This is a genomic window from Neisseria montereyensis, assembly GCF_024834045.1.
Taxonomy (GTDB): domain Bacteria; phylum Pseudomonadota; class Gammaproteobacteria; order Burkholderiales; family Neisseriaceae; genus Neisseria; species Neisseria montereyensis.
This window is the reverse complement of the sequence record NZ_JANUXW010000001.1, coordinates 34220-59737: the sequence shown is the minus strand read 5'-3', so window position 1 is coordinate 59737 and position 25518 is coordinate 34220. Positions and strand designations below refer to the sequence as shown.

Genomic DNA, 25518 nt, shown 5'->3' with positions numbered 1-25518 from the left:
CTGTTGAAAACAGATTATTTATATCGACATGCTATGGGAAAGGCCGTCTGAATATTCAGACGGCTTGTTGTTTTCATAACAGTTTTATTTATTATTACGATTAAAACAATCTGCCTTTAAAAACATAAGCGGCAATATATAGTACTCATCAATATTATTACTTTTACACTTTGCATAGGCAATGTTAATATATAACGCATAATTAAACCAAAATCTTCATTACTTTACGTCTTACCGCATCGTTTTTCATTCCCCTCAAGAAAAAGGTTGCGTATGTCTGCACAAGAAACCCCGTCCGCCAAGCGTCCTAATTATTTTTTATGGACGTTTATCTTAGTCGGCCTGATGGCGGTAACCGCCGTTGCCGACCCTACTTTACTCACCAATACCATTGCGACCATCAGTCAGTTTGTCTATCTTAAATTCGACTGGCTGATTATGTGGCTGCCGATTTTGGCCTTCAGTGTCGGTTTGGCTGTTGCCCTATCGCCCCGTTTCGGCAATATCCGTTTGGGCGGCAAAGATGCCGTGCCCGAATTTTCTTTTTTATCGTGGATGAATATGCTGTTTACCGCCGGTATCGGGGTCGGCATTGTTTTTTTCGGCCCTATCGAAGCTTTATGGCATTATTTCCAATCGCCCATCGGCATTAAAGCGGAAGGATTAACCGAATATGAAAAAGTAGAAAATGCCATGAGCTTGGCCTTGCATGTGTGGGGTATTCCCGCTTGGTCGCTATACATGGTTGCCGGTTTGGTGATGGCTTATTTCACCTACCAACACCAAACCGAATGTACGCCGGCCGCCCCGCTGCAATTTTCATTTCGCAATAAAAAATGGGCCAAGCCACTCGGTATTATCGTAACCGGCATGGCCATTCTTTCGATTGCCATGTCGGTATCTTCTTCCATCGCGATGGCATCGGTGCAAATCGCTTCGGGGTTGAAAATCATTACCGGCGTCACTTTCGATTCCATCACTGGCAAAGCGCTGATTTTGGCCGCACTCGCCGCGCTTTATACTTTAGGTGCGATACTGCCTATTAATAAAGGGATGAAATTCTTGGGCGACTGGACGGTTTATTTTTCCATTGTGTTGCTGCTGTTTGTATTTGCCGTCGGCCCTACCCATTATTTTTTAAGCACAATGGCTGTTTCCGTCGGCAATATTCTCACCAAAACCATTCACCATTCATTCGAGCTTTATATGTTTCAAAACCGCGACTGGGTGGTATGGTATCCGATGGCATACTGGGTTTGGTGGGTCACATGGGCGCCGTTTGTGGGCGTGTTTTTGGCCAAAATTTCCAGAGGGCGGACGTTACGCCAGTTTGTCTTGGCTTCGGTAATGGTACCGGCCGGCTTTATTGTGATTTGGTTTTCGGTATTTTCAGGCTTCAGCCTGCTCGATACGGTCGAAGGCAGCGGACGCCTAGCAGAAATCGCCAATAAAGGCGACTACGAAGGCACGTTTTATTATTTGCTGAATATGCTGCCTTTATCCGGCCTAACCAAACCGCTAACCGTTATGCTGTTTCTCGGCTTTATCGTTACCACCGTTACCAGCGCCGCCATTTCTCTAGGGATTATGACCAGCAACAACGGCCGCAATGAAAATAAATTCCGTGCAGTGGTGTGGAGTATCTTAATGACACTCATCAGCTATGCGGTAATTTTCACCGGAAAAATGGAAGGAATTAAAGCGGTCGGTTCTTTTTCAGGCTTTCCGTTTGTGTTTGTGATGTATTTATGGTTTGCCGCCTTATGGCGCCAGCTCAACCGCGACGTGCCGCGTGTGAAAAAGGAGCAATAAAAAATGAAACAGGAAATTTTCTATTGGAATCAAGGCCTGCATGACAATATTATCGAAACAATCATGATGTTGTTAACCGTATTTTTTCTATGTTATGTGATAAAACTGGCCTTTTTTGATAAAGACGACGAGCCGAAATAACCCATAGCAACAGGCTGTCTGAACATTTTTCAGACGGCCTGTTTATTTTTAAAATGTAATACCCGTATAACGAGTAAGGGTTATCAAGCGCTTTACTTTCCGCTACAATCAACTATTTTAAATAAATATCAATAATATAAACCTAAACTCAAAAAGGAGCATCGAATGCCCCAGCAACCTCATCTCCCCGTACCCGATCTGAACGAAACCTGCGCCCTCTACCTGAAACAGGTTCGCCCGCTTCTCGAAGATGAAGAATACAAAAAAACAGTGGCCGTCACACGGAACTTCCAAGCGCGGACAGGCCGCAAACTGCAAGAAGCATTGCAACAATTTGCCGAAGAATCTCAAACCAGCTGGCTGCTTGATGCATGGTTAAAAAGCTATTTAAACGGTCGCACACCTTTACCGCTGAGCAGCAATGTCGGCTTCGGCATTCAAACACAAGATAAATCATTGAGCGACTGGGCTGCTGCGTTGGCTGCCGTTTGTGCCGATTACCATCACGACCGTATCCCCACGCCGCAAACCCCGCAAGGTACGCCGGTTTCCATGGATCAATGGCAGATTCTACGCGGTGCGGCGCGTATCCCCCAAACAGGTTGCGACGGCTACCGTATTGCCGAAACCACCAGCCGGCATATCGGCGTTATCCACAAAGGTTTCTACTACCGCATTACCGCTCTTGACGAACGTTATGAAGCCTATCATCCTGATACTTTCCGGCAGGCATTCGAGCAAATTTTGTCCGACAACGCCACCAATCCTTATCCCATCGCCGTCCCCTGCTATTTGGGCGGCAACCAAACCGCCCGTATTTATAAGGCACTGAGCCTGAAAGAAGACAATGCGGAACTCATCGAATGCATGGAAACCGATCTTTTCCATATCAGTATCAATCATAAAAAATTAAACGCCGATAACGATTTGGCATGGGCCACATTTGTACCGGAACAAAATGTTTGGTGCTATAAACCGATGACTTTCTGCTACAACACTGAAACCGAGCGCTTATTTCTACATTGCGAACACACTTGGGAAGACGGCGGCACCTTAAAAGGCATTGTGACCCATGCAGCTGAGAAATTAAACACACTCAAAGGCAAAAAAACCGCCCCTGCCATCAGCCGTCACCAGTGGACGCTGACGCCGGCCCAAAAGAAAAACTGGCCGCAATGGCAACAGGATTACGCGGGAAAAGCCCAAAAAATGCACGTCCGCACCACTACGGTTGACTTTGAAAACCGTATCATCCCCAAAGGCATCAGTCACGACGCCTTAATGCAATTCCTGTTTCAATACGCACAACTAACGACATACGGTAATATCCGCAACACCTATGAAGCCGTTGACGCCAGCCATTTCCGCAGCGGCAGAACCGAATGTGTCCGCCCGATTTCAGACGAGTCACTCGCCTTTGTCGCCACCCTGTTACAAAACAAACCCCAACAAAGCCTGCTTGAATCGGCCCTGCTCGAACACAAAGCCCGCATTAAAAATGCCAAATTCGGCAAAGGTGCCAACCGCCACCTGTTCGGCCTGCAACTGATGGCCAAACAGGCAAAAATGCGCATACCTGCTTTTTTCACAGACGACGGCTATCGCGTGTTTACTACGGATTTTCTTTCCACTTCCACACTGGGCGACAATCGCTTTACCATTAACTTTGCCTTCGCCCCCACCTCTCAAGGCGGCTTAGGTGTGAATTACACGCTCACCGATTCGGGTTGGTTGTTTACGGTCAGCTATCCCGAACACCAGCAAAATGAAGTGGCTATTTTCTTAGCTGCGATTAAACAAGGTGGCGAAAAACTGCTTTCCTTTTTTAATCCGGAACCGGATAAAGAATAAGCGGATTCAAAACCGGCCTTAACATTAAGGCTGGTTTTATATTAGCAATCAAAGGCCGTCTGAAATATAAAATATTGCCAAACAAACAATCCTTATCGAATTAAGATACTGCTGAGGAATATTGTTTGTAGACGGCTTATTATTTCAGACGGCCAGATACTATTTTTCTTAAAAGAAACAACCCACCGAATCAGGATGGATTTTCATACAAAATAATGTCTTTCAATATTTACAAGCCGTTCCATTCTTTTTCTTTCGCTGCATCTTCAGCTTGCTCTCTGGCAATTTCTTCCTGTAACACCGGGCACCAACCATTACTTTCCGATTGTGTTTTTTTTGCTTGCCAATACGCAAAGCCAGAAATAGAGCCGTAAATAAGTAAAAAAATGCATCCGAAAATCATCAAAAAAAGTAATGGTGCGCTCGCAATAACACTAAACACCATAAATAAAAAAACCAATGCTACCAATATGGCAATCAATGCGATGATACCTGCTATGAAACTTTCTATGATTCCAAACATAATTGCGTTCCCTTACTTACAACCTTTTAAAGTATTATATGACAAATGGTTTTATATTTATCGAAGTTTTAACCGACATTAGTCAGAAACAGCACCATAAACATAAATAATACAAAAAAACGGCATACCCGAAAGTATGCCGTTTGCTTTACGTTGCTCAAAAAGACTGCTGTATTTGGCAGTGGTTTGTGTTTTAGTCCTCTTGCGCCCCGGATTGAAGATAATTGGCTACGCCCATAGCGGCTACCAATTCTTGTTGTGTCTCCAACCAATCTGTATGTTCCTCATTGGTGTCTTTTAATTTTGACAACAAATCACGGGAAACATAATCCTGTTTTTCCTCACACACTGCAATCGCTTCCATCAGTGCAGTATGTTTTTCCCGCTCTTTTGCCAAATCACAGCCGATAATTTCTTCAGCCGTTTCACCAATAAATAATTTACCCAACTCTTGAAGATTCGGTAAACCCTCAAGCAATAATACCCGTTCGATAATATCGTCTGCGGCTTTCATTTCAACAATCGATTGTTTGAAGAAATATTCGCCTAATTCTTCCAAACCCCAGTTTTTCAGAATACGGGCATGAAGAAAATATTGGTTAATCGTTACCAGCAGCAAGCCTAAATTCTTATTCAGCTCGCGGATAACCATGCGGTCGCCTTGCATATCAGTTCCTTTTATTTAATGAGAAATGCTTAAATTTATCGGGATACTGTTACATCTGGCTTTGCAGGTAATTTTGAAGACCGATTAAGTCAATTAAGCGCAATTGTTTTTCCAACCAGTGAGCATGGTCTTCTTCGGTATCCTGCAATTGCTCGACCATTAAATCACGGCTCACATAGTCTTGTTTTTCTTCGCACAATTTAATACCTTTTTTCAATGCCGCCCGTACTTCAAGCTCCGTATTCAAATCCGCTTTCAACATAGACGGTACATCGGTACCGACATTAACTTTAGCCGGAACCATATGGGGCGTACCACCGAGCATCAGAATACGGCGGATAAAAGCCGAAGCATGGCCGGTTTCATCTTCCATTTCATGACCGATACGGTCGAATAATTTGGTATAACCCCATTCCGCATACATACGCGAATGGATAAAATATTGATCGCGTGCGGCCAATTCGCCTGCCAACAATTCGTTCATATAATCGAGTACCGCTTTATCGCCTTGCATAGTGTTGTGTCCTTTCTTCGTTATCATGTAACGTGCCATTTTCTTGCGGCACCATTTGCAATGAATTGTAGGTAAGAAAATGCCAAAGCACAAATTTTCTATTTAAAATACAAATAATTATCAAAAAGCTCTACGAGCAAAAAAAAGCCCTTAAAAAGTTATTCCATTGTTAATATTAGTGTTTTATTGCATACAATATTGATAAATATTCGCAAGAAAAATATATGTTTTCAAAATTTAACATAAAATAACATTTTGCCGAGTGGTTTTATTACAAATTCCGACCCATTCTCATATTCTTTTTATATTTCTTCTTTGTTTTCAGCAATATTATTGGAAATTACCATTTCATTAAAATACAATGTCATAAATTACCGCCCAAGTAAGGTTTTTAAAGAAACGCTAATAAACGTGCTACAATACACGGTTATTTTTAGTTAGTAAGATATAAATTAATCCATGAAAAACATCAGAAATATTGCCATTATTGCCCACGTTGACCACGGTAAAACCACTTTGGTCGACCAACTGCTGCGCCAATCCGGCACGTTCCGTGCCAACCAGCAAGTTGACGAACGGGTAATGGACAGCAACGACCTAGAAAAAGAGCGCGGTATTACCATTCTGGCCAAAAACACCGCTATCGAATATGAAGGCTATCACATCAATATCGTCGACACCCCCGGACACGCCGACTTCGGTGGCGAAGTAGAACGCGTTCTCGGCATGGTTGACTGCGTTGTATTGCTTGTCGACGCCCAAGAAGGCCCGATGCCGCAAACCCGTTTTGTGACTAAGAAAGCCTTGGCTTTAGGTTTACGCCCGATTGTTGTCATCAACAAAATCGATAAACCGAGCGCACGCCCGAGCTGGGTGATTGACCAAACATTCGAATTATTTGACAACTTGGGTGCATCAGACGAACAACTCGACTTCCCGATTGTTTACGCTTCCGGCTTGAGCGGCTTCGCCAAGTTGGAAGAAAGCGACGAAAGCGAAGATATGCGCCCGTTGTTCGACACCATTTTGAAATACACCCCCGCCCCTTCAGGCAATGCCGACGAAACCCTGCAACTGCAAATTTCCCAGCTCGACTACGATAACTACACCGGCCGTCTCGGTATCGGTCGTATTTTGAACGGCCGTATCAAACCCGGCCAAGTGGTTGCCGTGATGAATCACGAGAAGCAGGTTGCCCAAGGCCGTATCAACCAATTGCTTGGTTTTAAAGGTTTGGAACGTGTGCCTTTAGAAGAAGCCGAAGCCGGTGATATCGTGATTATTTCCGGTATTGAAGATATCGGCATCGGCGTGACCATCAGCGATAAAGAAAACCCCAAAGGCCTGCCCATGCTCAGCGTTGACGAACCGACCCTGACCATGGACTTTATGGTCAACACTTCCCCGCTGGCCGGCACAGAAGGCAAATTTGTGACTTCCCGCCAAATCCGCGACCGCCTGCAAAGAGAATTGCTCACCAATGTGGCCTTGCGTGTCGAAGATACCGACGACGCCGATATTTTCCGCGTATCCGGCCGTGGCGAACTGCATCTGACCATCTTGCTGGAAAATATGCGCCGCGAAGGCTACGAGCTGGCAGTCGGCAAACCGCGTGTCGTATTCCGCGAAGTTGACGGTCAAAAATACGAGCCTTATGAAAATCTGACGGTTGATGTGCCCGATGACAACCAAGGCGGGGTGATGGAAGAACTCGGCCGCCGCCGTGGCGAACTGACCAATATGGAAAGCGACGGCAACGGCCGCACCCGCTTGGAATACCATATTCCCGCACGCGGTCTGATTGGTTTCCAAGGCGAGTTTATGACCCTTACCCGCGGTGTCGGCCTGATGAGCCACGTTTTCGACGACTACGCACCGGTTAAACCCGATATTCCCGGCCGCCACAACGGTGTGTTGATTTCGCAAGAACAAGGCGAAGCGGTTGCTTATGCTTTATGGAACTTGGAAGATCGCGGCCGTATGTTTGTTTCCCCCGGCGACAAACTCTACGAAGGCATGATTATCGGTATCCACAGCCGTGACAACGACTTGGTGGTAAACCCGCTGAAAGGCAAAAAACTGACCAACGTCCGCGCCAGCGGTACCGACGAAGCCGTACGCCTGACCACACCGGTAAAACTGACTTTGGAAAGTGCGGTAGAGTTTATCGATGATGATGAAATCGTTGAAATCACGCCGAAGTCTATCCGCTTGCGCAAACGCTATCTGCAAGAAAGCGAACGCCGCAAACACTTTAAAAAACCGGAATAACGTTTAATAATCAATTATTAATATGTTTATTTGAATCGGTATTTATGAAAAGGCCGTCTGAATGTTTGTTTTCAGACGGCCTTTGGATTATTGTATCGACGTTGTTAACCATAACGGTTTTACAAAATGCTTTAAACATTGTTTTGAAGCTTTTTACGCCGCAAGCGTGCATATTTGCGGTAAAACCAGACCGCCAACAGCATTACCAGCAATACTGCCAATACCGGCACAAAAATACTGAGCACACTCATCACCACCGCCGCACCGGTTTCCAAGATTGAAAAAATCGGATTGGCCAGCCCGCCGGTTGTCGCCGTACCCACAACACGGGTAACCGCATTGGTGCTTTTTACCGTGGCCGCCGCACCGCCGCCGGCAATCACTGCCAAAGTCCATGTAACGGCAGGGCTTAAATCGGCAGCAGTAGACGCCATAACGGCCGTGCCCGCCACTGCGGCCAAAGGCACGGCAATGGTATCCAACAGGTTATCCACAAAAGGAATCAGATAGGCTAAGGCCTCGGTTATTGAGGCTATGCCGAGAATTATCAGCGCATGGCCGCTACCAAGCCATTGCCAATTTTCATTAAGCGGCCACATACCGCTGTATGCGGCCATACTTAACGCAAATAGCGGTAGAAACACGCGAAAACCCGAGCTGGCCGCCAATCCTATGCCGAGTGCAATGCTGATAACGGTATCAAAATTCATGATGTCTATCATCAAAAAAGAATATTCATCATCTTATAATACAACAAAAATAACGGCAGCTGTTTTGCATGAATACCGATATGTTGATAACCGCGTTATACAACCATCATCTAACTTTAAGCGATTTTCACCACCCGGCTTTTTTGACATAACGGGTAGCTGTCGATAAACGATTTAATGCCTGCATACATTTCATCGAAACTTTTACCATATAGATACAAAGCAGTTTCTCCGCCTTCCCAATAGCTTGCTATCATTCCTTTTTTGTCTTCTTCCAGCAAACGTTCGAGCTCTTTGTATACATGGTTGACATCGCAATTTTGATAAACTTCAATATCCAAATCCGAGCCGTTCAGATATAAACCCAAGCCTTCCCAAATCCCAAACGGCACCCGCTTCACTTCTTTTTTCAAAAACCTTGAGTAAACAATAATATAAGAACCAATAGGTGCCAATACACCTTCTAGAAAACTGATGATTTTCCCAATCGTTTCATCCGAACTATCAGGAATATTCAAATCAATATCACAAGATGCTATTTCACCGTTCTCTTCCAATGCCGTACCACCGCCCACCACTTTTGCTTTGATACCAGCCTGTGGTAAAAACTCTTCCAAAAGATCTTCTATATCATGGCGGTGCATCGGTTGTAATCTGGCATTCAAATGAATCGTAATTTTCATAATAGTCATCCTCATTGTTCAATCAAACGGTTCAAAACACATCATTCATGACTGCTTCAGGCCGTCTGAAAACAGTTCAGACGGCTACTTTTCTCATCCCTGTTGCCGCAATAAACAATGCGGCTGCCTGAACACCCAATAATACCCAAACCACACCCTGCCAACCGTTTCCGGTATAAGCAAGGCCGCACAGCCACGAGCCTAATGTACCGCCGCCGTAATAGGCCATGTAATACAGCCCGGAAGCCAGCGAGCGCCCTTCCTTCACATTGGCGGCGATATAGCTGATGGTTGCCGCCTGCGTAATAAACACACCGGACGACATCAATGCCAACCCCGCAATCACCACAGGCAAAGGCGCGGCAAGTGTTGCCAGCACACCGATGGCCGATAAGCAAACCGCCATCAGAATGGTATGACCGCTGCCGAAACGGTTAATCAGTCTGGCCGATAGCGGCGTAATCACCATACCGATTAAATAAACGGCAAATAAATTCGCCAGCCCGCCACTATCCAGTGCGTAAGGTTCTTCCGCCAAATACAGGTTGATATAGGTAAAACAGCCTACCAGCGAACACAATACACACGCACCCAACATACAGGCGGCCACCACACGACGGTTGCGTAAATGCCCGACCAGCGTATTCAAGGCCGTCTGAAAATGCGGCTTGGCCTCAAACATACGCGAAGCGGGAAGCTGCTTCCATACGAAAAACGCACCGCCGACCGTTAAGGCCGACATCACATAAAACGAACTGCGCCAGCCGATAATTTCGCTTAAATGCCCTAAAATAAACCGCCCCAAAAAACCGCCCAATACCGTACCGGACACATAAAGCGACATCAGCCGCGTTATCGCTTTACCGCCAAATTCCTCACCAACATAGGCAATCAGTACCACTGTAATACCCGGCACAACCACGCCCTGTAAAAAACGCCAAAACATCACCTGCTCAATGGTTGATGCGCTCGCCAACAGCAAAGTCGGTATGCCCAAAAACAACAAAGAGCCGACAATAAAAACCTTACGTCCGAACGCATCCGACAGCATGCCGGTAAACGGCGACATCAGCGCCACACCCAATACGGTCGCGCCGACCGCCAAACCTGCCTGTACATCGGTTGCCTGCAAATCGTCTATCAATACCGGCAAAATTGCCTGCACCGAATAAACCTGCAAAAAAGCAAAAAGACCGGTTAGGAATACGGCCAGTTGAAGCAGCCGCGGCGCCTCCTCAAGCACCGCCGATTCATTTCTACTTTGTATCATTGGAAAAACCTGTTATTTTTTAAAGACATCACATTTCAAAAATGATTCCCCTACCTATGATCAGATTAAGGGGCTCAGTATAAAAAATTTAACAATATTTTAACGATATACAGGCTTGTATCACGCAAAGCGAACCTTATATTGCGGATTCGGTTAACCATCTTAGAAAGTTTATTATGCACACTTTCCGTAAAACCATCACCGCTCTTTTGACGGCTAGCGTTGTTTTTGCCACGGCACCTGCCATTGCTGATAACGACCTGGAACACCTGAGAAACAACCAAGACAAATATATCACCCATGATGCGGCCGCCCAATCTGCTTTAAAACAATTCCCCGGTGCACAAATTCTTGAGGTTGAATTCGATGTCGAACACAACCGCAATGCACATTACGATGTCGAGCTCCGTGCAGCAGACGGCAGAGAATATGATGTTACCGTTGATGCCGTGAGCGGTAAAATATTGTCTTCAGAATTAGACTAATATTTATTCGCCATTTATCGCCATAAAGGCTGGGATAAATGTAAACCGATTGTTCCGTTTAGAATAATATGGGCGCAGTTATATTATGACTGCGCCCATTTGGGTTTGGTCGCCAAGATTTTCGAATAAACCGGACAGTCCGCATCATGCGCCCCTGCCAAATAACCGGTACTCATTAAAAATTCATTTACAATCTCACCGCCGACAAACTTAAAATGCCGTTTAAACAGCTTTACCCATTGCGCCAATTCAAGCGGGTGATGTGCATCCAACCAGTTTTTAAACGAACCGTATTGCTGCTGCAATAATAAAATCTGTTGTGCATTATAAATGGCCGCGTTGATTTTCAAACGGTTGCGGATAATGCCTTTATCGTTCAATAACCGTTCACGGTCGGCATCGGTATAAGCGGCAACGGTGGCAATATCAAAATCAGAATAAGCCGTCTGAAAAGCCTGTTGTTTTTTTAATATTAACGTCCAACTCAAACCGGCCTGATTGATTTCCAATACCAGCCGCTCGAATAAAACATTATCGCTATCGACAGGGAAACCGTATACGCAATCATGATAATGTTTATTCGGATTATCATCATTATCCGGCAGCGCATTGGCAAACGCACAATAACTCATTTCAGACGGCCTCTCATCAATAGCACACACATATAAACCAACGGCATTCTATATACCGTTACAGAGAAGGCCGTCTGAAAAAAGTTCAGACGGCCTTATTCAAAATTCAAACCAATATCAAAATATTACTCTTGATCGGCTGCTTTATTTTCCGCTTCATCTTTAACATCAACATCCGTTGCAGTAGCGGCCTCACTGCCCTGTTCTGCCTGTTTCTCTTTGGCCGCTTTACGCTCGGCTTGCGCTGCCAATGCCTGTTGAACGGCAGGATGTTGTTGTGCAATGGCTTGTTCTTCTGCGCTCACTTCACCTTTGAAACGGTTGTTCAAATCAAAGCGTTTGCCGCCTCTGGCCAATGCTTTCAAATAGCGCGGACGGCGACAGTGATTGGCTAATACACGGGCAATCAATGCCGGATCAAACTGGGGCAATGCGGTTACCAAATCTTGATCGATACCGAGTGCCAACGGTTTGAAGCGTTTGAACACATCGTATTTATTGTAGATATAATCTGCGATCATATCCGTTTGCTTCTTTTTGCTCATGGTTTGCACTGCGGTTTTTAGTGCGGCACCTAAAGCGGTTTCCTTCGTCATGGCATGTTTCCTGTGGTAAAGCTGATGGCCTGAGTGCGTTTGCAATAATATGGCTGAAAACAAACCGCATGCTATGCAATGCCGTTTATTTTCAGACGGCCTTTCGGCCGTTATCAACAGGTGTATAACCTGTTTTATTGTTTGATTTCACACTATGGATATGGGATTTGAAACATTTTAGTATAAAGTCGGTGTTTTGGCTAAGGTTTTATAGCGGGGAAAGCAGCACTTCCCGCAACCTCAGCTACTCTTTCCCGACAATACCGCTCCGTATTTAAGGTTCGGTTACGGCCAAATGGTTCGGCAGGCCGTCTGAAAACTTATTCGGGCGGCCTGAATATTTTGTTTTAACGGCGGGCAATATCGGGCGTATCCACCCGAACATCGGCATTCTGGGCACGGTGGCGCAAAGCATGATCCATCAAGACCAAGGCCAACATCGCTTCCGCTATCGGCGCGGCGCGTAATCCCACGCACGGGTCGTGGCGGCCGTGTGTTGCCAGCTCGACCGGCTGCCCGTCGATATCAATGGAACGGCGCGGTGTGGCAATACTGCTGGTCGGTTTCACGGCGATATTCACCAAAATATCCTGCCCCGTGCTGATGCCGCCCAACACACCGCCGGCATGATTGGATAAAAAGCCTTCAGGGGTGAGTTCGTCGCCATGTTCACTGCCGCGCTGGGCAATGCTGCCGAATCCGGCACCGATTTCCACCCCTTTCACGGCATTGATGCTCATCATGGCATGGGCGATATCGGCATCGAGTCGGTCGAAAACAGGTTCGCCCAAACCAACCGGCACGCCGCGCGCCTCAACGCGCAAACCTGCGCCAACCGAATCCAATGATTTGCGGATACTGTCCATATAGCTTTCCAATTCGGCAATCTGGCTGTAATTGGCGGCAAAAAACGGGTTTTGGCCGATATATTCATAGCCCTCGAAACGGATTTCCTGCGTGCCGATTTGGGTAACATAAGCGGTAATCTCGGTGCGGAACTGTTGCTTCAACCATTTTTTGGCCACGGCGCCGGCGGCAACACGCGCAGCGGTTTCCCGTGCCGAAGAGCGGCCGCCGCCGCGATAATCGCGCGTACCGTATTTGTGCCAATAAGTATAGTCTGCATGGCCGGGGCGGAAACTGCGGGCGATATTGCCATAGTCTTTACTGCGTTGGTCGGTGTTGCGAATCAATAAGGCAATCGGTGTGCCGGTGGTTTTGCCTTCGAATACGCCGGAAAGAATTTCCACTTCGTCCGCTTCCCTACGTTGGGTCACATGGCGGCTGGTGCCGGGTTTGCGGCGGTCGAGATCGGTTTGGATATCTTGCTCGCTCAAGGCCAAGCCGGGCGGGCAGCCGTCGATAATACAGCCCAACGCGGGGCCGTGGCTTTCGCCGAAAGTGGTTACGGTAAAGAGTTGTCCGAATGTATTGCCTGCCATGATTTTATACTGGGTAAAGAAAAAACAAGCGTTCAGTTTAGCATAAAGGCCGTCTGAACAATATCTTTCAGACGGCCTCGATTACTACAATTGTAAGGGGTTATTTGGCGGCACGATAGGATTTATCGGCTTCTTCAAATGTGTTTTCCACTGCTTCGGTGGTTTTACCCATCAGCGATACCGCCACAATAGCAATCAAACAGGCGATAAAACCGGGTACGATTTCATACAAGCTGCTACCGGTTAACGGCTTCCATGCCACCACCACAACAGCACCGACAATCATACCGGCCAAAGCACCGGCCGCCGTCATCCGTTTCCAAAATACCGACAAAATCACCACCGGGCCAAATGCCGCGCCAAAACCCGCCCAAGCATAAGATACCAAACCCAACACTTTGCTATCAGGATCGGCAGCGATAATAATGGCAATCACGGCCACGGCCAACACCATCAAGCGACCGACCCACACCAATTCGCCTTGAGCAGCATCAGGGCGTAAAAAGCCTTTGTAAAAATCTTCGGTAATCGCACTGGAACACACCAGCAATTGGCAAGACAAGGTCGACATCACCGCGGCCAAAATCGCTGAAAGAATCACACCGGCAATCCACGGGTTAAATAAAATAGTAGTCAACGCAATAAAGATACGTTCGTTATTGCCACCCATTTCTGCCACTTGGTCGGGATTGCTGCCGAAATAGGCAATACCGAAATAACCGACCATACAGGCGCCCAGCAAACACAACACCATCCAAGTCATACCGATGCGGCGTGCCGAAATCAATGATTTAACGCTTTCTGCCGCCATAAAACGCGCCAAGATATGCGGTTGGCCGAAATAGCCCAGCCCCCATGCGGCTGTTGAAATAATGCCCATCAAGGTGGTTCCGGCCAAAAGACTGCCGTATTCTTTACCTGTACCGGCCGATACGCTTTGAATCGCCATCGACATTTCATCGGCACCGCCCAACGCCAGATAAACCATCACGGGCGTTAGGATTAAGGCGAAAATCATCAGTGTGGCCTGAATGGTATCCGTCCAACTTACTGCTAAGAAACCGCCGATAAAGGTATAGGCAATGGTCGCACCCGCGCCCAACCACATGGCTTGGGTATAAGTGATGTCGAACAGGCTTTGAAACAGACGCGCTCCGGCCACAATGCCCGATGCACAATAAATGGTGAAGAAAAACAAAATAATCGCTGCCGAAATGACTTTTATGGCAGAGCCGCGGGCGCCGAAACGGTGGAAAAAATAATCCGGCAAGGTTAAGGCGTTATTATTGTATTCGGTATGCACACGCAGCCGCCCGGCCACCAAGCGCCAGTTCAGATAAGCACCGACAGTCAAACCGATGGCAATCCAGCCTTCACTCAAACCACTGGCATAAACCGCACCGGGCAAACCCATCAACAACCAGCCCGACATATCGGAAGCACCGGCCGACATCGCCGTAACAAAACTGCCCAAACTACGCCCGCCGAGAATGTAATCATCAAAACTGCGGGTGGAATAGTACGCCGCCATACCAATCAGCAACACGGCAACCAGATAGATGCCGAAGGTAACGTACATCGGATTAAATTGACCCATATAAACCTCGATTTCTGAATAAAAAACCGCATTGGTTCAAATGCGGCATAACATGTTTTTCTATTGACATTTAAGCCACTGTAAATGATTTCTAGCCGCATTTAACCTGACGCATTGATTTAAGTCAAGATTTGTTAACCATCGGCACCCCGCTACCGCTACCCGCTTATACAAGCCGTCTGAACCCCGATTATCGGCTATTTTGGCCGCCCGCTTCCCCGAACAGGCCGTCTGAAAAACCGTATCCCTAAGCCTGCCGCCTACTGCTATAATGTCGGCCTTAAAAAACATCAAGGCGACCATGATTATGATGATTCATCCGCAATTCAGCCCCGAGATATTCAGCATCGGCCCGCTGGCCGTACGCTGGTATGCGCTCAGCTATATTTTGGCCTTTGTCTTGTTTATCGCATTGGGCCGCCGCCGTATTGCACAAGGCAATTCGGTGTTCACCAAAGAAATGCTGGACGACTTGCTAACCTACGGCGTCTTCGGCGTGATTTTGGGCGGCCGCATCGGTTATGTTTTGTTTTACAAACTCTCATACTATATGGAAAACCCCGGTGATATTTTAAAAGTATGGGAAGGCGGCATGTCGTTTCACGGCGGTTTTCTCGGTGTATTGGCCGCTATGTGGCTGTTCGGGCGCAGAAAACATATCGGTTTCTGGCGCGTGGCCGACTTTGTCGCCCCGTTGGTGCCGTTGGGATTGGCATCCGGCCGTATCGGCAACTTTATCAATGGCGAATTGTGGGGACGCATCACCGACATCAACGCCTTTTGGGCAATGGGTTTCCCGCAAGCGCATTATGAAGATGCCGCCGCAGCCGCCAACAATCCGCAATGGGCGGAATGGCTGCTGCAATACGGCATGCTGCCGCGCCACCCCTCGCAGTTATACCAATTCGCCCTCGAAGGGGTTTGCCTGTTTGTGATTGTGTGGCTGTTTTCAAAAAAACCGCGCCCTGTCGGCCAAGTTTCCATGGTATTCTTGGCCGGATACGGTATATTCCGCTTTATTGCCGAATTCGCACGCCAACCCGATGACTACCTCGGCCTGTTAACACTGGGCTTATCTATGGGACAATGGCTGAGCACACCTATGATTCTCTTGGGGATTATCGGTTTTGTTTACTTCGGCAAACGCAACCAACCGCTGCATTCCGCCTAATACCGCACAACGTTTCAGACGGCCTCAGAAAGCCCAAACATCATGCTTTTAATGATAGATAACTACGACAGCTTTACTTACAATATCGTGCAGTATTTTGCCGAACTCGGTCAGGATGTGCTGGTGCGCCGCAACGATGATATTACTTTAGAAGAAATCGCCGCACTCAACCCGCAATATCTGGTTATCGGCCCCGGCCCCTGTTCGCCGAAAGAAGCCGGTATTTCCATTGCCGCCATGCAGCATTTTGCCGGCAAACTGCCGATTATGGGGGTTTGCCTTGGCCACCAAACCATAGGCCAAGCTTTCGGCGGCAATATTGTTCGCGCACAAACGCTGATGCATGGCAAAGTATCGCCGGTGCATCATCAAAACCGCGGCATGTTCCGCAACCTGCCCAATCCTGTAACCTGTACCCGTTATCACAGCTTGGTTATCGACCGCGCTACCCTACCCGATTGCCTCGACATTACGGCATGGACGGACGACGGCGAAATCATGGGTGTACGCCATCAAACCTTAGCCATCGAGGGTGTACAATTCCACCCGGAAGCCCTACTCACCGAATACGGCCATGAAATGTTGGATAATTTTTTAAAAGAATTCCAAACATTCTCTACCGCCAACACCGCAACAAAGGCCGTCTGAACATCCCCAATATACGGCTGCCCTAAGTAGCCACTTCAAATTAAACGTCATACTTTCCGAAAGATACCTTTTTTATGATTACCCCCCAGCAAGCCATCCTCCGCCTTATCGACAACAACGAACTTTTCTATGATGAAATGACCGATTTGATGCGGCAGATTATGAGCGGGCAAGTCCCCCCCGAACAGATTGCGGCCATCCTTACCGGCTTGCGTATCAAAGTGGAAACCGTATCGGAAATCAGCGCGGCCGCTGCCGTTTTGCGTGAGTTTGCCACCCCCGTGCATGTACAAGATACCACCCATCTTGTCGATATTGTCGGTACCGGCGGTGATGGGGCGAAAACCTTTAATATTTCCACCACTGCCATGTTTGTTGCCGCTGCGGCCGGTGCCAAAATCGCCAAACACGGCGGGCGTTCGGTTTCCTCAGCCAGCGGTGCCGCCGATGTGATGGAATACTTGGGCGTTAACCTCAGCCTGTCACCCGACCAAGTCGGCCAATGTATCGACCAAACCGGCGTCGGCTTTATGTTTGCGCCCAATCATCATAACGCCATGCGTTATGTCGCCCCCGTGCGCAGATCGCTCGGCTTCCGCAGTATTTTCAATATTCTCGGCCCGCTTATTAACCCTGCCGGCGCACCCAACCAGCTTTTAGGTGTTTTCCATATCGACTTATGCGGTATTCTTTCACGGGTATTGAAACAACTCGGTTCCGAACATGTTTTGGTGGTGCACGGTAGCGACGGCTTAGACGAAATCACCATCACCGGTCCCTCCCGCATTGCCGAACTCCATAATGGCAGTATTAGCGAATACGATGTCGATCCCGAACAATTCGGCCTGCCCGTCTATAAAAACCTCGACGATATCCGCGTGGCCGACAGTCATGAATCTTTGAATATGATGAACCGCGTACTCGCCGGCGAAAAAGGTGCACCGCGCGATATTGTCTTATTAAACGCCGCCGCCGGATTATATGCCGCCAACGTTGTTTCTTCCTTTTCAGACGGCCTGGAAGCTGCTATTGCTTCTATCGACTCGGGAAAAGCCAAAGCCAAACAAACCGAATTTACGGCTTATACGCAAAAAATTGCCGCTTAAATTCAATTGCCCTATCTTCGAGCAAACCAAAAGTAAAAAGGCCGTCTGAATATTCAGACGGCCTTTTGGATATAAAATCATTAAGCCTGCACGTTAATTCCGGCAGTAACCATATTGCTGTTTTGTGCATTATGGCCATTTAAAAAAGAAGTTGCCAATTCGCTGCAACTACCGCAACAGGTAGCCACACCCAATTGCGCCTGCAAATCGCCTAAGCTATTGGCACCGGCGGCTACGGTCTCTTGAATTTCACGGTCGGTTACCGCATTGCAGATACATACAAACATTTTGTGCTCCTTAATCCGTAATCTAAATGAGATTTAGTTTTATTATTACTTGATAATATAAATACAAATTGTTTGCATTGCAAGATAGAAAACGTAAATTGTGTAAATAAAAAAATTTATCAGAAATTTATTTTTGTTTTAAAATTTAAATAGAATGCCTTCGGACCAAGCCGACAAACAGATATTTAGCTAGCGGTTCAACCATTCTTGTCTTTCATATGCATCGTTCTCAATATGAAGATAAAATTCTAAATGGTTGTACTTTCTCTGCAGCCGAATATCCATATCGAGCAGGCAAAAAAAAGGGGTGGCATATAGCCACACCCAAACACACACACATCAAGAGGAAAAGAGATGAAAAAATTCAATAGAGTGTTCTTCAGAATACTTATCCGTTTATCCTAAAGAATAATAATGTTTGAAACATGATTACCAACATTTTGAATGATTTATATTCAATTATTTTTACATCACTTCACTCGTCGCTAATCATTGAACGCTATTATATAGACAATTTGCTATTTGTTTTTGATTTAAGTCAACCTTCGTTGAGTCATTTAAATTTAATCATGAAAAAAATTATATTTTTCATTTATTTTAAGCTAATTACCTAACACACACAAAATTTAATAACAAATATTATAATATATTAATATACTATATATAAGTATCAAACATAATCTATCCGTTCTATCCCAATGCCGAAGCCGTTTCAGACGGCCTTTGTCACCCTATGAAAATAACGGCTCGGAATATCTTCCAAACCATTGTTTAAATTCCCACTCATAACTACCATCAGTAAAAGCCGTCTGAATAAACATTCAGACGGCCTCTTGTATCACCTATCAAATTATTAATTCACAATTTCAACCGGGCCATGATCATCGCAATGATCACCATGTTGATGATGCAAGCGTCCGTTAACGATGTAGTCGATATGGTCGCCATGCGGAACGGCCTCATGCCCACAACCTTCTCCGTGCACATGCCCTGCGCAATCATGTACCGGGTGGCAACCGTCAGGATTGGTAGCATTCACGTCCAAGCTATGTTCGTCGTAATGACCGTTATGTTCATGGTGTAGGTGGCCATCGTGTACATAATCGATATGATCATTGTGTTTGATGGCGGTATGACCACAACCTTTGCCATGAACGTGGTCGTGATGCGGGTGGATAGTGCAATGACTCATTTTATTTTCCTTATTTAGGTTGTAACGCCACTCCATCATACTAAGAATTACACACCCTGTAAATAACTTATTGTTTATACTATATTTTATTTCGATATATCATAACATCAAGCAAGTATGACAACCCCAATCACTATACTCAGTAGTATCGTAAAGAAACTCACTGAATGAAAAGGGGTTTCGGTTATAATTCATTGCTTATCGCGTTTGCCCGGACTTACTTTAAATACAATTCAATATCTGCCCGCTATTGATTACTTGATTCAGACGGCCTCATACAAAAGGCCGTCTGAAAAGATTTTGAAATATTATTATTATGAATAGTTTGATAACTTTGGTTTCTATTCTGATTCCGCTTTTTCTCGGCTTTTTTATCAGCATTCCCAAACCTTACCTGCATTTGATTGATAAGGCTTTATCGCTATTGGTCTATCTGATTCTGCTGCTTATCGGCGTATCGTTGTCGCAAGTCGACAATCTGCATACTCGGATTGATACGATTATCGGCTCGACGGCCTTATTATTTATCTGCGTTATCGGCATGAATCTACTGGTGTTGATGTGGTTCGACCGCCGTTATCCTTGGCAGGCGCACGGCAACGGTAAAAAAGTACATATCGGCATTGCGGGCAGCTTAAAGCAGCTCGGTTGTGTGGCAGTCGGTTTTTTAGGCGGATATGCGTTAACAGGACATTGGCTACCACCGGAAAACACCGGTAATTATTGCCTGATGCTATTGGTGTTCTTGGTGGGGGTACAACTGCGCAGCAGCGGCATTACCCTTAGGCAGGTATTGGTTAACCGCCGTGGTGTACAAACCGCCATCTGGACTACGGCCTCTTCGTTGGCAGGCGGTATATTGTTTGCACTATTGATGCCGGAAGTATCATGGAGCAAGGGCTTGGCATTGGCTTCCGGATTCGGTTGGTATTCGCTTTCCGGCATCGTAATGACCGAAGCTTACGGGCCGGTTTGGGGCAGTATCACGCTATTAAATGATTTATTACGCGAATTTTTTGCTTTGGTTTTTATCCCTATCTTGATGCGGCGTTATCCGAGTACGGCTGTCGGTATCGGCGGCGCCACCAGTTTGGATTTCACCTTACCCGTGATTCAAAGTGCCGGCGGTTTGCAAGCTGTACCGCTGGCCATTAGTTTTGGCTTTATTATCAATGTGGCCGCACCGTTTTTAATGGTGATTTTTTCCAGTCTGCATTTTTAAAACAGGCTTGCACCATTGTCGGTATTTTGGCAAAATCGCATCATAACTTTATGATATAGCAATTATTTAGAAGAAAAATACCAATCATGCCGCCACGAATCCAACGACACGAAAAAATCATCGCGCTCGTACGCGAACACAACTTTATGCCGATTGAACAATTGGCTCGCGAACTGGATGTCACCCCGCAAACCATCCGCCGCGATATCAACCAACTTTGTGAAGAAAATATCCTACGCCGATACCACGGCGGCGCCACCTTAGGCGAAGGCTTGGAAAACGAAGAATTAAGCACCGCCAAAGCACGGCTGCAAAATGAAAAACTCCATATTGCCGATTTGATTGCCGAACATATTCCCGATAACGCCTCCTTGTTTTTAAGCATCGGTTCTACCATTGAAGCTGTTGCCATGTCGTTGGTGAAAAAGCGCAAAGGATTATGCATTATTACCAACAACATCCACGTTGCCGCTATTGTATCCGGCCGCACCGACTATACCGTTATCATTACTTCCGGCGTCGTCCGCCCGATTGACGGCGGTGTCACCGGCGTGGCAACGGTTGATTTTATTAACCAGTTTAAAACCGACTATGCCATCTTAAGTGCCGCCGATGTTGATGAAGACGGTTCTTTATTAGATTTCGACTATAAAGAAGTGAGCGTAATGCAAGCCATGATGGAAAACGCCCGTCGGTGCTATTTGGGCGTGGATCATCAAAAATTCGGCCGCAACGCCTTGGTTCGCATGGGCAGCATCACTGAATTCGATACGGTTTTTACGGATAGGCAACCCAGCGAATCAATGCGCAAGCGTTTACAAGATGCCGGGGTGAAATGGTTGATAGCAGAAAGCGAAGAATCCAATTCGGATTAAATCCACCAGCCAATACAATATTTTAAACATCAAAATTTGAGGCCGTCTGAAAAAACCTTTCAGACGGCCTCTATTTATACTCAATCCAAACAGCAACCCTATAAAATAACGGTACGATTATATTAAAGCCAACTCAGTCAAAGCCTCTCTCAAATCATCCAAGCCCAAATTTTCGGTAACCGAAATATTCACTGCCACCACCCTACCCTGCACATCGCGCAAAATACCGGCTGCACGTTTATCTTCGCCCGATAACAAATCGATTTTATTGTATACAATCAATTGGGGCACTTCATGGGCACCGATTTCCTCCAATACCGTATTCACATCATCCATCTGCCGTTCAAAATCGGCATGGCTCACATCCACGATATGCAGCAATATATCGGCCATGGCGGTTTCTTCCAACGTTGCCGAAAAAGCCGATACCAATTTATGCGGCAAATCACGCACAAAGCCCACCGTATCAGTCAAAATAATGCTGGCTTCGGGCGACAAATACAAACGGCGGGCGGTCGTATCCAAGGTGGCAAACAATTGATCTTTTGCCAGCACATCGGCTTTGGTCAAACGATTAAACAAGCTGGATTTTCCCGCATTGGTATAACCGACCAATGCAAATGTTTTCAGACGGCCTGAAAGCCGTGCTTTACGCCTTGTCGCCCGTTGTTTCTTAACCTGCTGCAACTGCTTTTTCAAAGCGGTTATTTTTTGATTGATTAAGCGGCGGTCTGTTTCCAGTTGCGTTTCGCCCGGCCCTTTCAAGCCGATACCGCCTTTCTGACTTTGCATATGGCCGTAGCCGCGCACCAGCCGCCCGCTTAAATGCGACAGTTGCGCCAGCTCCACTTGCAGCTTACCTTCTTGCGATTGCGCCCGTTTGGCAAAAATCGCCAAAATCAATCCGACACGATCCAATACGCGGCATTGAAGTATTCGTTCCAAGTTCCGTTCTTGAGTGGGCGTTAATTCGTGATTCAACACCACCAATTCGATACCGTGTTGTTGCACGCTAACGGCCAATTCCTCCGCCTTGCCGGTACCGACAAATAAGGCTGCATGGGCTTTATCGCGCTTGGCGGTTTCCGTGCAAATCAAATCACCGCCTGCTGCCGCGATTAAGCCTTCCGCTTCGTTTAAGGCCGTCTGAAAATCTTGCTCCCGCCCTTCGTTGGAACCCGAATAATCCGCCCGCAACATCACCCCGACCAACATAACCCGCTCGCGTGTTTCCAGAGACTTATCAACTTGGAACATATTAGATTGAGCACGCATAGATAATCCTTTGCAGTTGCGGATAGCGGCAATAAATCATTTTCACACGCTTATTATTCATGCTGATTTCGGCGTTTCTGCCAAACGCGGCACTTTATTAAACAGACGGTAGAAATTATCGGTGGTTATCTCAGCGATATGCTCCACCGTGTCCCCGCGTAGTCCGGCCACAAATTCAGCCGTATATTTCACATACGCCGGCTCATTAGGTTTACCGCGCTTCGGCACAGGGGCGAGAAACGGCGAATCCGTTTCGATTAATATACGGTCTTGCGGCACATATTTGGCAGCGGCCTGAATATCCGGTGCATTTTTAAAAGTTACAATGCCTGAAAACGAAATATAAAAACCCAAGTCCAAGGCCTCTTTGGCCACCGCCACATCTTCGGTAAAACAGTGAATCACCCCCGCATGCGCCTGATGTTCCCGCAACAGGCGCATGGTATCCGCCGCCGCATCACGGGTATGCACCACCAAAGGCAAGCCACTTTGATTCGCCGCTTCAATATGGTCGGCAAAGCGCTGATGCTGCCAACTCAAATCGCCTTTACACCAATAATAATCCAACCCGGTTTCACCAATGCCCACTACTTTGGGATGTTGTGCATGGGCGACCAATTCTTCAACCGTGAATTCAGGCGTATCTTTATCATCGGGATGAATGCCGACCGTTGCAAAAATATGTTCATTCGCTTCGGCAATCGCCAAAACTTCGCTAAAAGTCTGCCGGCTGACACTAATCGCTAAGGCCTGCTTCACCTGGTTTTCTTCCATATTGGCAAATACTTCCGGCAAACGGTTGCTCAAGCCGTCAAAATTCAAATGGCAGTGTGAATCAATCAAATACATAATCAAACTTATAAAATAATGGTTAGTCGTTAAAGATACCATATTTAAAGCCTGAAATTACAAAGAAAGGCAATCGATATCATAAAGTTTTACCCAATGTATTACGCCTGTTTCAACCAACAGCCCATTATCCATAACATACAATAGGCCGTCTGAAATTTCAGACGGCCTACGCTTTCAATCAACAAAACACTCCATATCAATAAAAAATAAGGAAACCGAAAAGTTTCCTTATTTTAAATAGTGTTCAAGCGTTTTGCGATTAAGCTAAAGCGGCTTTGGCTTTTTCAACCAATTGGGCAAATGCGGCTTTATCAAATACAGCCAAATCTGCCAATACTTTACGGTCGATTTCAATCGCAGCGCGTTTCAAACCGTTCATGAATTTGCTGTAAGACAAACCGTTTTCACGGGCGCCTGCATTAATACGCACAATCCACAATTGACGGAATTGGCGTTTGCGTTGGCGACGGTCGCGATAAGCATATTGACCGGCTTTCATTACCGCTTGTTTGGCAACACGGTAGACGTTTTTACGGCGACCACGATAGCCTTTGGCTAACGCTAATACTTTTTTATGACGGGCACGGGCGGTTACACCGCGTTTTACGCGTGGCATATTCTAACTCCTTAAGCGTAGGGTAACATTTTAGAAACAGAAGCCAAATCGCGTTCGTTCACCATAGAAGTGCCGCGCAATTGACGTTTGTTTTTGGTGGTTTTCTTGGTCAGAATGTGGCGTTTGAATGCATGCGCACGTTTTACACCACCATTACCCAGTACTTTAAAGCGCTTTTTAGCACCCGACTTGGTTTTCATTTTAGGCATGGGATACTCCATATCATTTATTAGATAAGGTATAAGGAGGCCGATGATTTATATTTGAAAACAAACATCAACACTTGGAACCCTAATACCACGGTTTTTGCCGTTTAAAACTTAAAAAAACCTGCCTCGGCCGGCAATCCGAGGCAAGCTTTGCATTATAACTTTATTTCTTTTTCGGGGCAATCATCATAACCATCTGGCGGCCTTCCATTTTCGGAAACTGCTCGACGGTACCGATTTCAGCCAATTCTTCTTTCACACGTTCCAAAAGTTGGGCACCCAATTGTTGATGCGCCATTTCCCGTCCGCGGAAACGCAAAGTCACTTTTACCTTATCGCCATCTTCCAGAAAACGGGTGATATTACGCATTTTAATTTGGTAATCGCCTTCATCCGTTCCCGGACGGAATTTGATTTCCTTAATTTGAACCTGTTTCTGATTTTTCTTGGCTTCATCACGCTTTTTGGCTTGTTGGTATTTGTATTTACCATAATCCATCAGCTTGCATACCGGTGGTTTGGCAGTAGGTGAAATTTCTACCAAATCAACCTCTTGCTCTTCAGCCATAGATAAAGCTTCTTTGAGTGATACCACACCGAGCTGTTCGCCGGTTCCACTGAGTAAACGCACTTCTTTGGCGGTAATTTCGCCGTTGATTCGTGCTTCACGTTCTTGTGCGATGATGATGTCTCCTATAAAAAATGATTCATTAATATGCTTATTATTCGAATACATTCAAACCAAGCATATCGCTGATTTCCAAATACTGTTGTCAATATTTTTCTATTTTAATCAGACCCGGCCATATTCTCAACCACTATATGCCTGCCTGATTGATTTTAAAATTTATCTTTTGGTCAGATTCTTAAA

27 protein-coding genes are annotated in these 25518 nt (G+C 46.2%); 10 read left to right on the top strand and 17 right to left on the bottom strand.

What is annotated here, in order from left to right; all coding sequences use genetic code 11:
* Positions 1-273 precede the first annotated feature (273 nt).
* From NXS09_RS00285 to NXS09_RS00275, 3 genes are all read left to right on the top strand, one after another.
* Positions 274-1812, top strand: coding sequence for a BCCT family transporter (locus NXS09_RS00285; protein WP_259290574.1), 1539 nt, complete (start codon positions 274-276; stop codon positions 1810-1812).
* A 3-nt stretch (positions 1813-1815) separates the two neighbouring features.
* Positions 1816-1953, top strand: coding sequence for a hypothetical protein (locus tag NXS09_RS00280; RefSeq protein WP_259290573.1), 138 nt, complete (start codon positions 1816-1818; stop codon positions 1951-1953).
* A 165-nt stretch (positions 1954-2118) separates the two neighbouring features.
* Positions 2119-3804, top strand: coding sequence for a choline/carnitine O-acyltransferase (locus NXS09_RS00275; protein ID WP_259290572.1), 1686 nt, complete (start codon positions 2119-2121; stop codon positions 3802-3804).
* Positions 3805-4033: 229 nt separating this feature from the next.
* On the opposite strand, the gene NXS09_RS00270 is transcribed toward NXS09_RS00275, so the two are convergent.
* From NXS09_RS00270 to bfr (NXS09_RS00260), 3 genes are all read right to left on the bottom strand, one after another.
* On the bottom strand, positions 4034-4327 hold the full coding sequence (locus NXS09_RS00270) for a hypothetical protein (RefSeq protein ID WP_259290571.1): 294 nt from the start codon (positions 4325-4327) through the stop codon (positions 4034-4036).
* A gap of 193 nt (positions 4328-4520) precedes the next feature.
* Positions 4521-4994 carry a bacterioferritin gene (gene bfr, locus NXS09_RS00265; protein WP_259290570.1) on the bottom strand — a complete coding sequence of 158 codons (474 nt, stop codon included), beginning with the start codon at positions 4992-4994 and terminating at the stop codon, positions 4521-4523.
* A 49-nt stretch (positions 4995-5043) separates the two neighbouring features.
* Positions 5044-5508 (bottom strand): bacterioferritin, encoded by a 465-nt coding sequence (bfr, locus tag NXS09_RS00260; protein ID WP_259290569.1) that lies wholly within the window; start codon positions 5506-5508, stop codon positions 5044-5046.
* A gap of 459 nt (positions 5509-5967) precedes the next feature.
* Here bfr (NXS09_RS00260) and typA point away from each other — a divergent pair, with 459 nt between their 5' ends.
* Positions 5968-7779 carry a translational GTPase TypA gene (gene typA, locus NXS09_RS00255; protein WP_259290568.1) on the top strand — a complete coding sequence of 604 codons (1812 nt, stop codon included), beginning with the start codon at positions 5968-5970 and terminating at the stop codon, positions 7777-7779.
* 131 nt (positions 7780-7910) lie between these two features.
* Here the strand turns inward: typA and NXS09_RS00250 are convergent, their stop codons facing one another.
* From NXS09_RS00250 to NXS09_RS00240, 3 genes are all read right to left on the bottom strand, one after another.
* Positions 7911-8489, bottom strand: coding sequence for a DUF4126 domain-containing protein (locus NXS09_RS00250; RefSeq protein WP_259290567.1), 579 nt, complete (start codon positions 8487-8489; stop codon positions 7911-7913).
* Between the two features lie 116 nt (positions 8490-8605).
* On the bottom strand, positions 8606-9172 hold the full coding sequence (locus NXS09_RS00245; RefSeq protein ID WP_259290566.1) for a hypothetical protein: 567 nt from the start codon (positions 9170-9172) through the stop codon (positions 8606-8608).
* 76 nt (positions 9173-9248) lie between these two features.
* Positions 9249-10442 carry an MFS transporter gene (locus NXS09_RS00240; RefSeq protein ID WP_259290565.1) on the bottom strand — a complete coding sequence of 398 codons (1194 nt, stop codon included), beginning with the start codon at positions 10440-10442 and terminating at the stop codon, positions 9249-9251.
* Positions 10443-10618: 176 nt separating this feature from the next.
* On the opposite strand from NXS09_RS00240, the gene NXS09_RS00235 reads away from it, so the two are divergent.
* Positions 10619-10927, top strand: a complete 309-nt coding sequence (locus NXS09_RS00235; protein ID WP_259290564.1) for a PepSY domain-containing protein — start codon at positions 10619-10621, stop codon at positions 10925-10927.
* Between the two features lie 83 nt (positions 10928-11010).
* On the opposite strand, the gene NXS09_RS00230 is transcribed toward NXS09_RS00235, so the two are convergent.
* The 4 genes from NXS09_RS00230 to putP form a co-directional block, all read right to left on the bottom strand.
* Positions 11011-11559 carry a DNA-3-methyladenine glycosylase I gene (locus tag NXS09_RS00230; RefSeq protein WP_259290563.1) on the bottom strand — a complete coding sequence of 183 codons (549 nt, stop codon included), beginning with the start codon at positions 11557-11559 and terminating at the stop codon, positions 11011-11013.
* A 125-nt stretch (positions 11560-11684) separates the two neighbouring features.
* Positions 11685-12155 carry a ProQ/FINO family protein gene (locus NXS09_RS00225; protein WP_259290562.1) on the bottom strand — a complete coding sequence of 157 codons (471 nt, stop codon included), beginning with the start codon at positions 12153-12155 and terminating at the stop codon, positions 11685-11687.
* 347 nt (positions 12156-12502) lie between these two features.
* The gene (aroC, locus tag NXS09_RS00220) at positions 12503-13597 is read right to left on the bottom strand and encodes a chorismate synthase (protein ID WP_259290561.1); all 1095 of its coding nucleotides are present in this window, start codon (positions 13595-13597) and stop codon (positions 12503-12505) included.
* Positions 13598-13697: 100 nt separating this feature from the next.
* Entirely contained in the window at positions 13698-15194 is a 1497-nt protein-coding gene (gene putP / locus NXS09_RS00215) for a sodium/proline symporter PutP (protein ID WP_259290560.1), read from the bottom strand.
* 307 nt (positions 15195-15501) lie between these two features.
* On the opposite strand from putP, the gene lgt reads away from it, so the two are divergent.
* From lgt to trpD, 3 genes are all read left to right on the top strand, one after another.
* Positions 15502-16365 (top strand): prolipoprotein diacylglyceryl transferase, encoded by an 864-nt coding sequence (lgt, locus tag NXS09_RS00210; RefSeq protein ID WP_259290559.1) that lies wholly within the window; start codon positions 15502-15504, stop codon positions 16363-16365.
* A 42-nt stretch (positions 16366-16407) separates the two neighbouring features.
* A complete protein-coding gene (locus NXS09_RS00205; RefSeq protein ID WP_259290558.1) occupies positions 16408-17013 on the top strand; it encodes an aminodeoxychorismate/anthranilate synthase component II in 606 nt (201 codons plus the stop codon).
* A 74-nt stretch (positions 17014-17087) separates the two neighbouring features.
* Positions 17088-18119 (top strand): anthranilate phosphoribosyltransferase, encoded by a 1032-nt coding sequence (gene trpD / locus NXS09_RS00200; RefSeq protein ID WP_259290557.1) that lies wholly within the window; start codon positions 17088-17090, stop codon positions 18117-18119.
* Positions 18120-18199: 80 nt separating this feature from the next.
* On the opposite strand, the gene NXS09_RS00195 is transcribed toward trpD, so the two are convergent.
* The gene (locus NXS09_RS00195; RefSeq protein ID WP_151052363.1) at positions 18200-18406 is read right to left on the bottom strand and encodes a (2Fe-2S)-binding protein; all 207 of its coding nucleotides are present in this window, start codon (positions 18404-18406) and stop codon (positions 18200-18202) included.
* A gap of 853 nt (positions 18407-19259) precedes the next feature.
* Positions 19260-19598 carry a hypothetical protein gene (locus NXS09_RS00190; protein ID WP_259290556.1) on the bottom strand — a complete coding sequence of 113 codons (339 nt, stop codon included), beginning with the start codon at positions 19596-19598 and terminating at the stop codon, positions 19260-19262.
* Between the two features lie 316 nt (positions 19599-19914).
* Between NXS09_RS00190 and NXS09_RS00185 the strand changes: the two genes are divergently transcribed.
* Both NXS09_RS00185 and NXS09_RS00180 read left to right on the top strand, forming a co-directional pair.
* Positions 19915-20820, top strand: a complete 906-nt coding sequence (locus tag NXS09_RS00185; RefSeq protein WP_259290555.1) for a LysO family transporter — start codon at positions 19915-19917, stop codon at positions 20818-20820.
* Between the two features lie 86 nt (positions 20821-20906).
* Complete coding sequence (locus tag NXS09_RS00180) at positions 20907-21695, top strand: DeoR/GlpR family DNA-binding transcription regulator (protein WP_259290554.1); 789 nt, start codon at positions 20907-20909, stop codon at positions 21693-21695.
* 117 nt (positions 21696-21812) lie between these two features.
* On the opposite strand, the gene hflX is transcribed toward NXS09_RS00180, so the two are convergent.
* The 5 genes from hflX to infC all read right to left on the bottom strand — a co-directional run bounded on the left by hflX (position 21813) and on the right by infC (position 25332).
* Positions 21813-22970, bottom strand: a complete 1158-nt coding sequence (hflX, locus tag NXS09_RS00175; RefSeq protein WP_259290553.1) for a GTPase HflX — start codon at positions 22968-22970, stop codon at positions 21813-21815.
* Between the two features lie 57 nt (positions 22971-23027).
* Complete coding sequence (locus NXS09_RS00170) at positions 23028-23819, bottom strand: TatD family hydrolase (RefSeq protein ID WP_259290552.1); 792 nt, start codon at positions 23817-23819, stop codon at positions 23028-23030.
* Between the two features lie 262 nt (positions 23820-24081).
* Positions 24082-24438, bottom strand: a complete 357-nt coding sequence (gene rplT, locus NXS09_RS00165) for a 50S ribosomal protein L20 (RefSeq protein WP_085366087.1) — start codon at positions 24436-24438, stop codon at positions 24082-24084.
* A gap of 11 nt (positions 24439-24449) precedes the next feature.
* Positions 24450-24647, bottom strand: a complete 198-nt coding sequence (gene rpmI, locus NXS09_RS00160) for a 50S ribosomal protein L35 (protein WP_151052373.1) — start codon at positions 24645-24647, stop codon at positions 24450-24452.
* 163 nt (positions 24648-24810) lie between these two features.
* On the bottom strand, positions 24811-25332 hold the full coding sequence (gene infC, locus NXS09_RS00155) for a translation initiation factor IF-3 (protein ID WP_353617866.1): 522 nt from the start codon (positions 25330-25332) through the stop codon (positions 24811-24813).
* Between the last annotated feature and the right edge of the window lie 186 nt (positions 25333-25518).

Excerpts from the sequence above, each read along its gene's own strand:
- NXS09_RS00180 (WP_259290554.1), top strand. The coding sequence starts at position 20,907 with ATGCCGCCACGAATCCAACGACACGAAAAAATCATCGCGCTCGTACGC.
- NXS09_RS00280 (WP_259290573.1), top strand. The coding sequence starts at position 1,816 with ATGAAACAGGAAATTTTCTATTGGAATCAAGGCCTGCATGACAATATT.
- putP (WP_259290560.1), bottom strand. The coding sequence starts at position 15,194 with ATGGGTCAATTTAATCCGATGTACGTTACCTTCGGCATCTATCTGGTT.
- aroC (WP_259290561.1), bottom strand. The coding sequence starts at position 13,597 with ATGGCAGGCAATACATTCGGACAACTCTTTACCGTAACCACTTTCGGC.
- rpmI (WP_151052373.1), bottom strand. The coding sequence starts at position 24,647 with ATGCCTAAAATGAAAACCAAGTCGGGTGCTAAAAAGCGCTTTAAAGTA.
- trpD (WP_259290557.1), top strand. The coding sequence starts at position 17,088 with ATGATTACCCCCCAGCAAGCCATCCTCCGCCTTATCGACAACAACGAA.
- NXS09_RS00190 (WP_259290556.1), bottom strand. The coding sequence starts at position 19,598 with ATGAGTCATTGCACTATCCACCCGCATCACGACCACGTTCATGGCAAA.
- NXS09_RS00195 (WP_151052363.1), bottom strand. The coding sequence starts at position 18,406 with ATGTTTGTATGTATCTGCAATGCGGTAACCGACCGTGAAATTCAAGAG.
- bfr (WP_259290569.1), bottom strand. The coding sequence starts at position 5,508 with ATGCAAGGCGATAAAGCGGTACTCGATTATATGAACGAATTGTTGGCA.
- NXS09_RS00235 (WP_259290564.1), top strand. The coding sequence starts at position 10,619 with ATGCACACTTTCCGTAAAACCATCACCGCTCTTTTGACGGCTAGCGTT.
- NXS09_RS00170 (WP_259290552.1), bottom strand. The coding sequence starts at position 23,819 with ATGTATTTGATTGATTCACACTGCCATTTGAATTTTGACGGCTTGAGC.
- NXS09_RS00205 (WP_259290558.1), top strand. The coding sequence starts at position 16,408 with ATGCTTTTAATGATAGATAACTACGACAGCTTTACTTACAATATCGTG.
- NXS09_RS00285 (WP_259290574.1), top strand. The coding sequence starts at position 274 with ATGTCTGCACAAGAAACCCCGTCCGCCAAGCGTCCTAATTATTTTTTA.
- hflX (WP_259290553.1), bottom strand. The coding sequence starts at position 22,970 with ATGCGTGCTCAATCTAATATGTTCCAAGTTGATAAGTCTCTGGAAACA.
- lgt (WP_259290559.1), top strand. The coding sequence starts at position 15,502 with ATGATGATTCATCCGCAATTCAGCCCCGAGATATTCAGCATCGGCCCG.
- rplT (WP_085366087.1), bottom strand. The coding sequence starts at position 24,438 with ATGCCACGCGTAAAACGCGGTGTAACCGCCCGTGCCCGTCATAAAAAA.
- NXS09_RS00225 (WP_259290562.1), bottom strand. The coding sequence starts at position 12,155 with ATGACGAAGGAAACCGCTTTAGGTGCCGCACTAAAAACCGCAGTGCAA.
- NXS09_RS00250 (WP_259290567.1), bottom strand. The coding sequence starts at position 8,489 with ATGAATTTTGATACCGTTATCAGCATTGCACTCGGCATAGGATTGGCG.
- NXS09_RS00270 (WP_259290571.1), bottom strand. The coding sequence starts at position 4,327 with ATGTTTGGAATCATAGAAAGTTTCATAGCAGGTATCATCGCATTGATT.
- typA (WP_259290568.1), top strand. The coding sequence starts at position 5,968 with ATGAAAAACATCAGAAATATTGCCATTATTGCCCACGTTGACCACGGT.
- NXS09_RS00240 (WP_259290565.1), bottom strand. The coding sequence starts at position 10,442 with ATGATACAAAGTAGAAATGAATCGGCGGTGCTTGAGGAGGCGCCGCGG.
- NXS09_RS00185 (WP_259290555.1), top strand. The coding sequence starts at position 19,915 with ATGAATAGTTTGATAACTTTGGTTTCTATTCTGATTCCGCTTTTTCTC.
- NXS09_RS00245 (WP_259290566.1), bottom strand. The coding sequence starts at position 9,172 with ATGAAAATTACGATTCATTTGAATGCCAGATTACAACCGATGCACCGC.
- NXS09_RS00275 (WP_259290572.1), top strand. The coding sequence starts at position 2,119 with ATGCCCCAGCAACCTCATCTCCCCGTACCCGATCTGAACGAAACCTGC.
- NXS09_RS00230 (WP_259290563.1), bottom strand. The coding sequence starts at position 11,559 with ATGAGTTATTGTGCGTTTGCCAATGCGCTGCCGGATAATGATGATAAT.
- bfr (WP_259290570.1), bottom strand. The coding sequence starts at position 4,994 with ATGCAAGGCGACCGCATGGTTATCCGCGAGCTGAATAAGAATTTAGGC.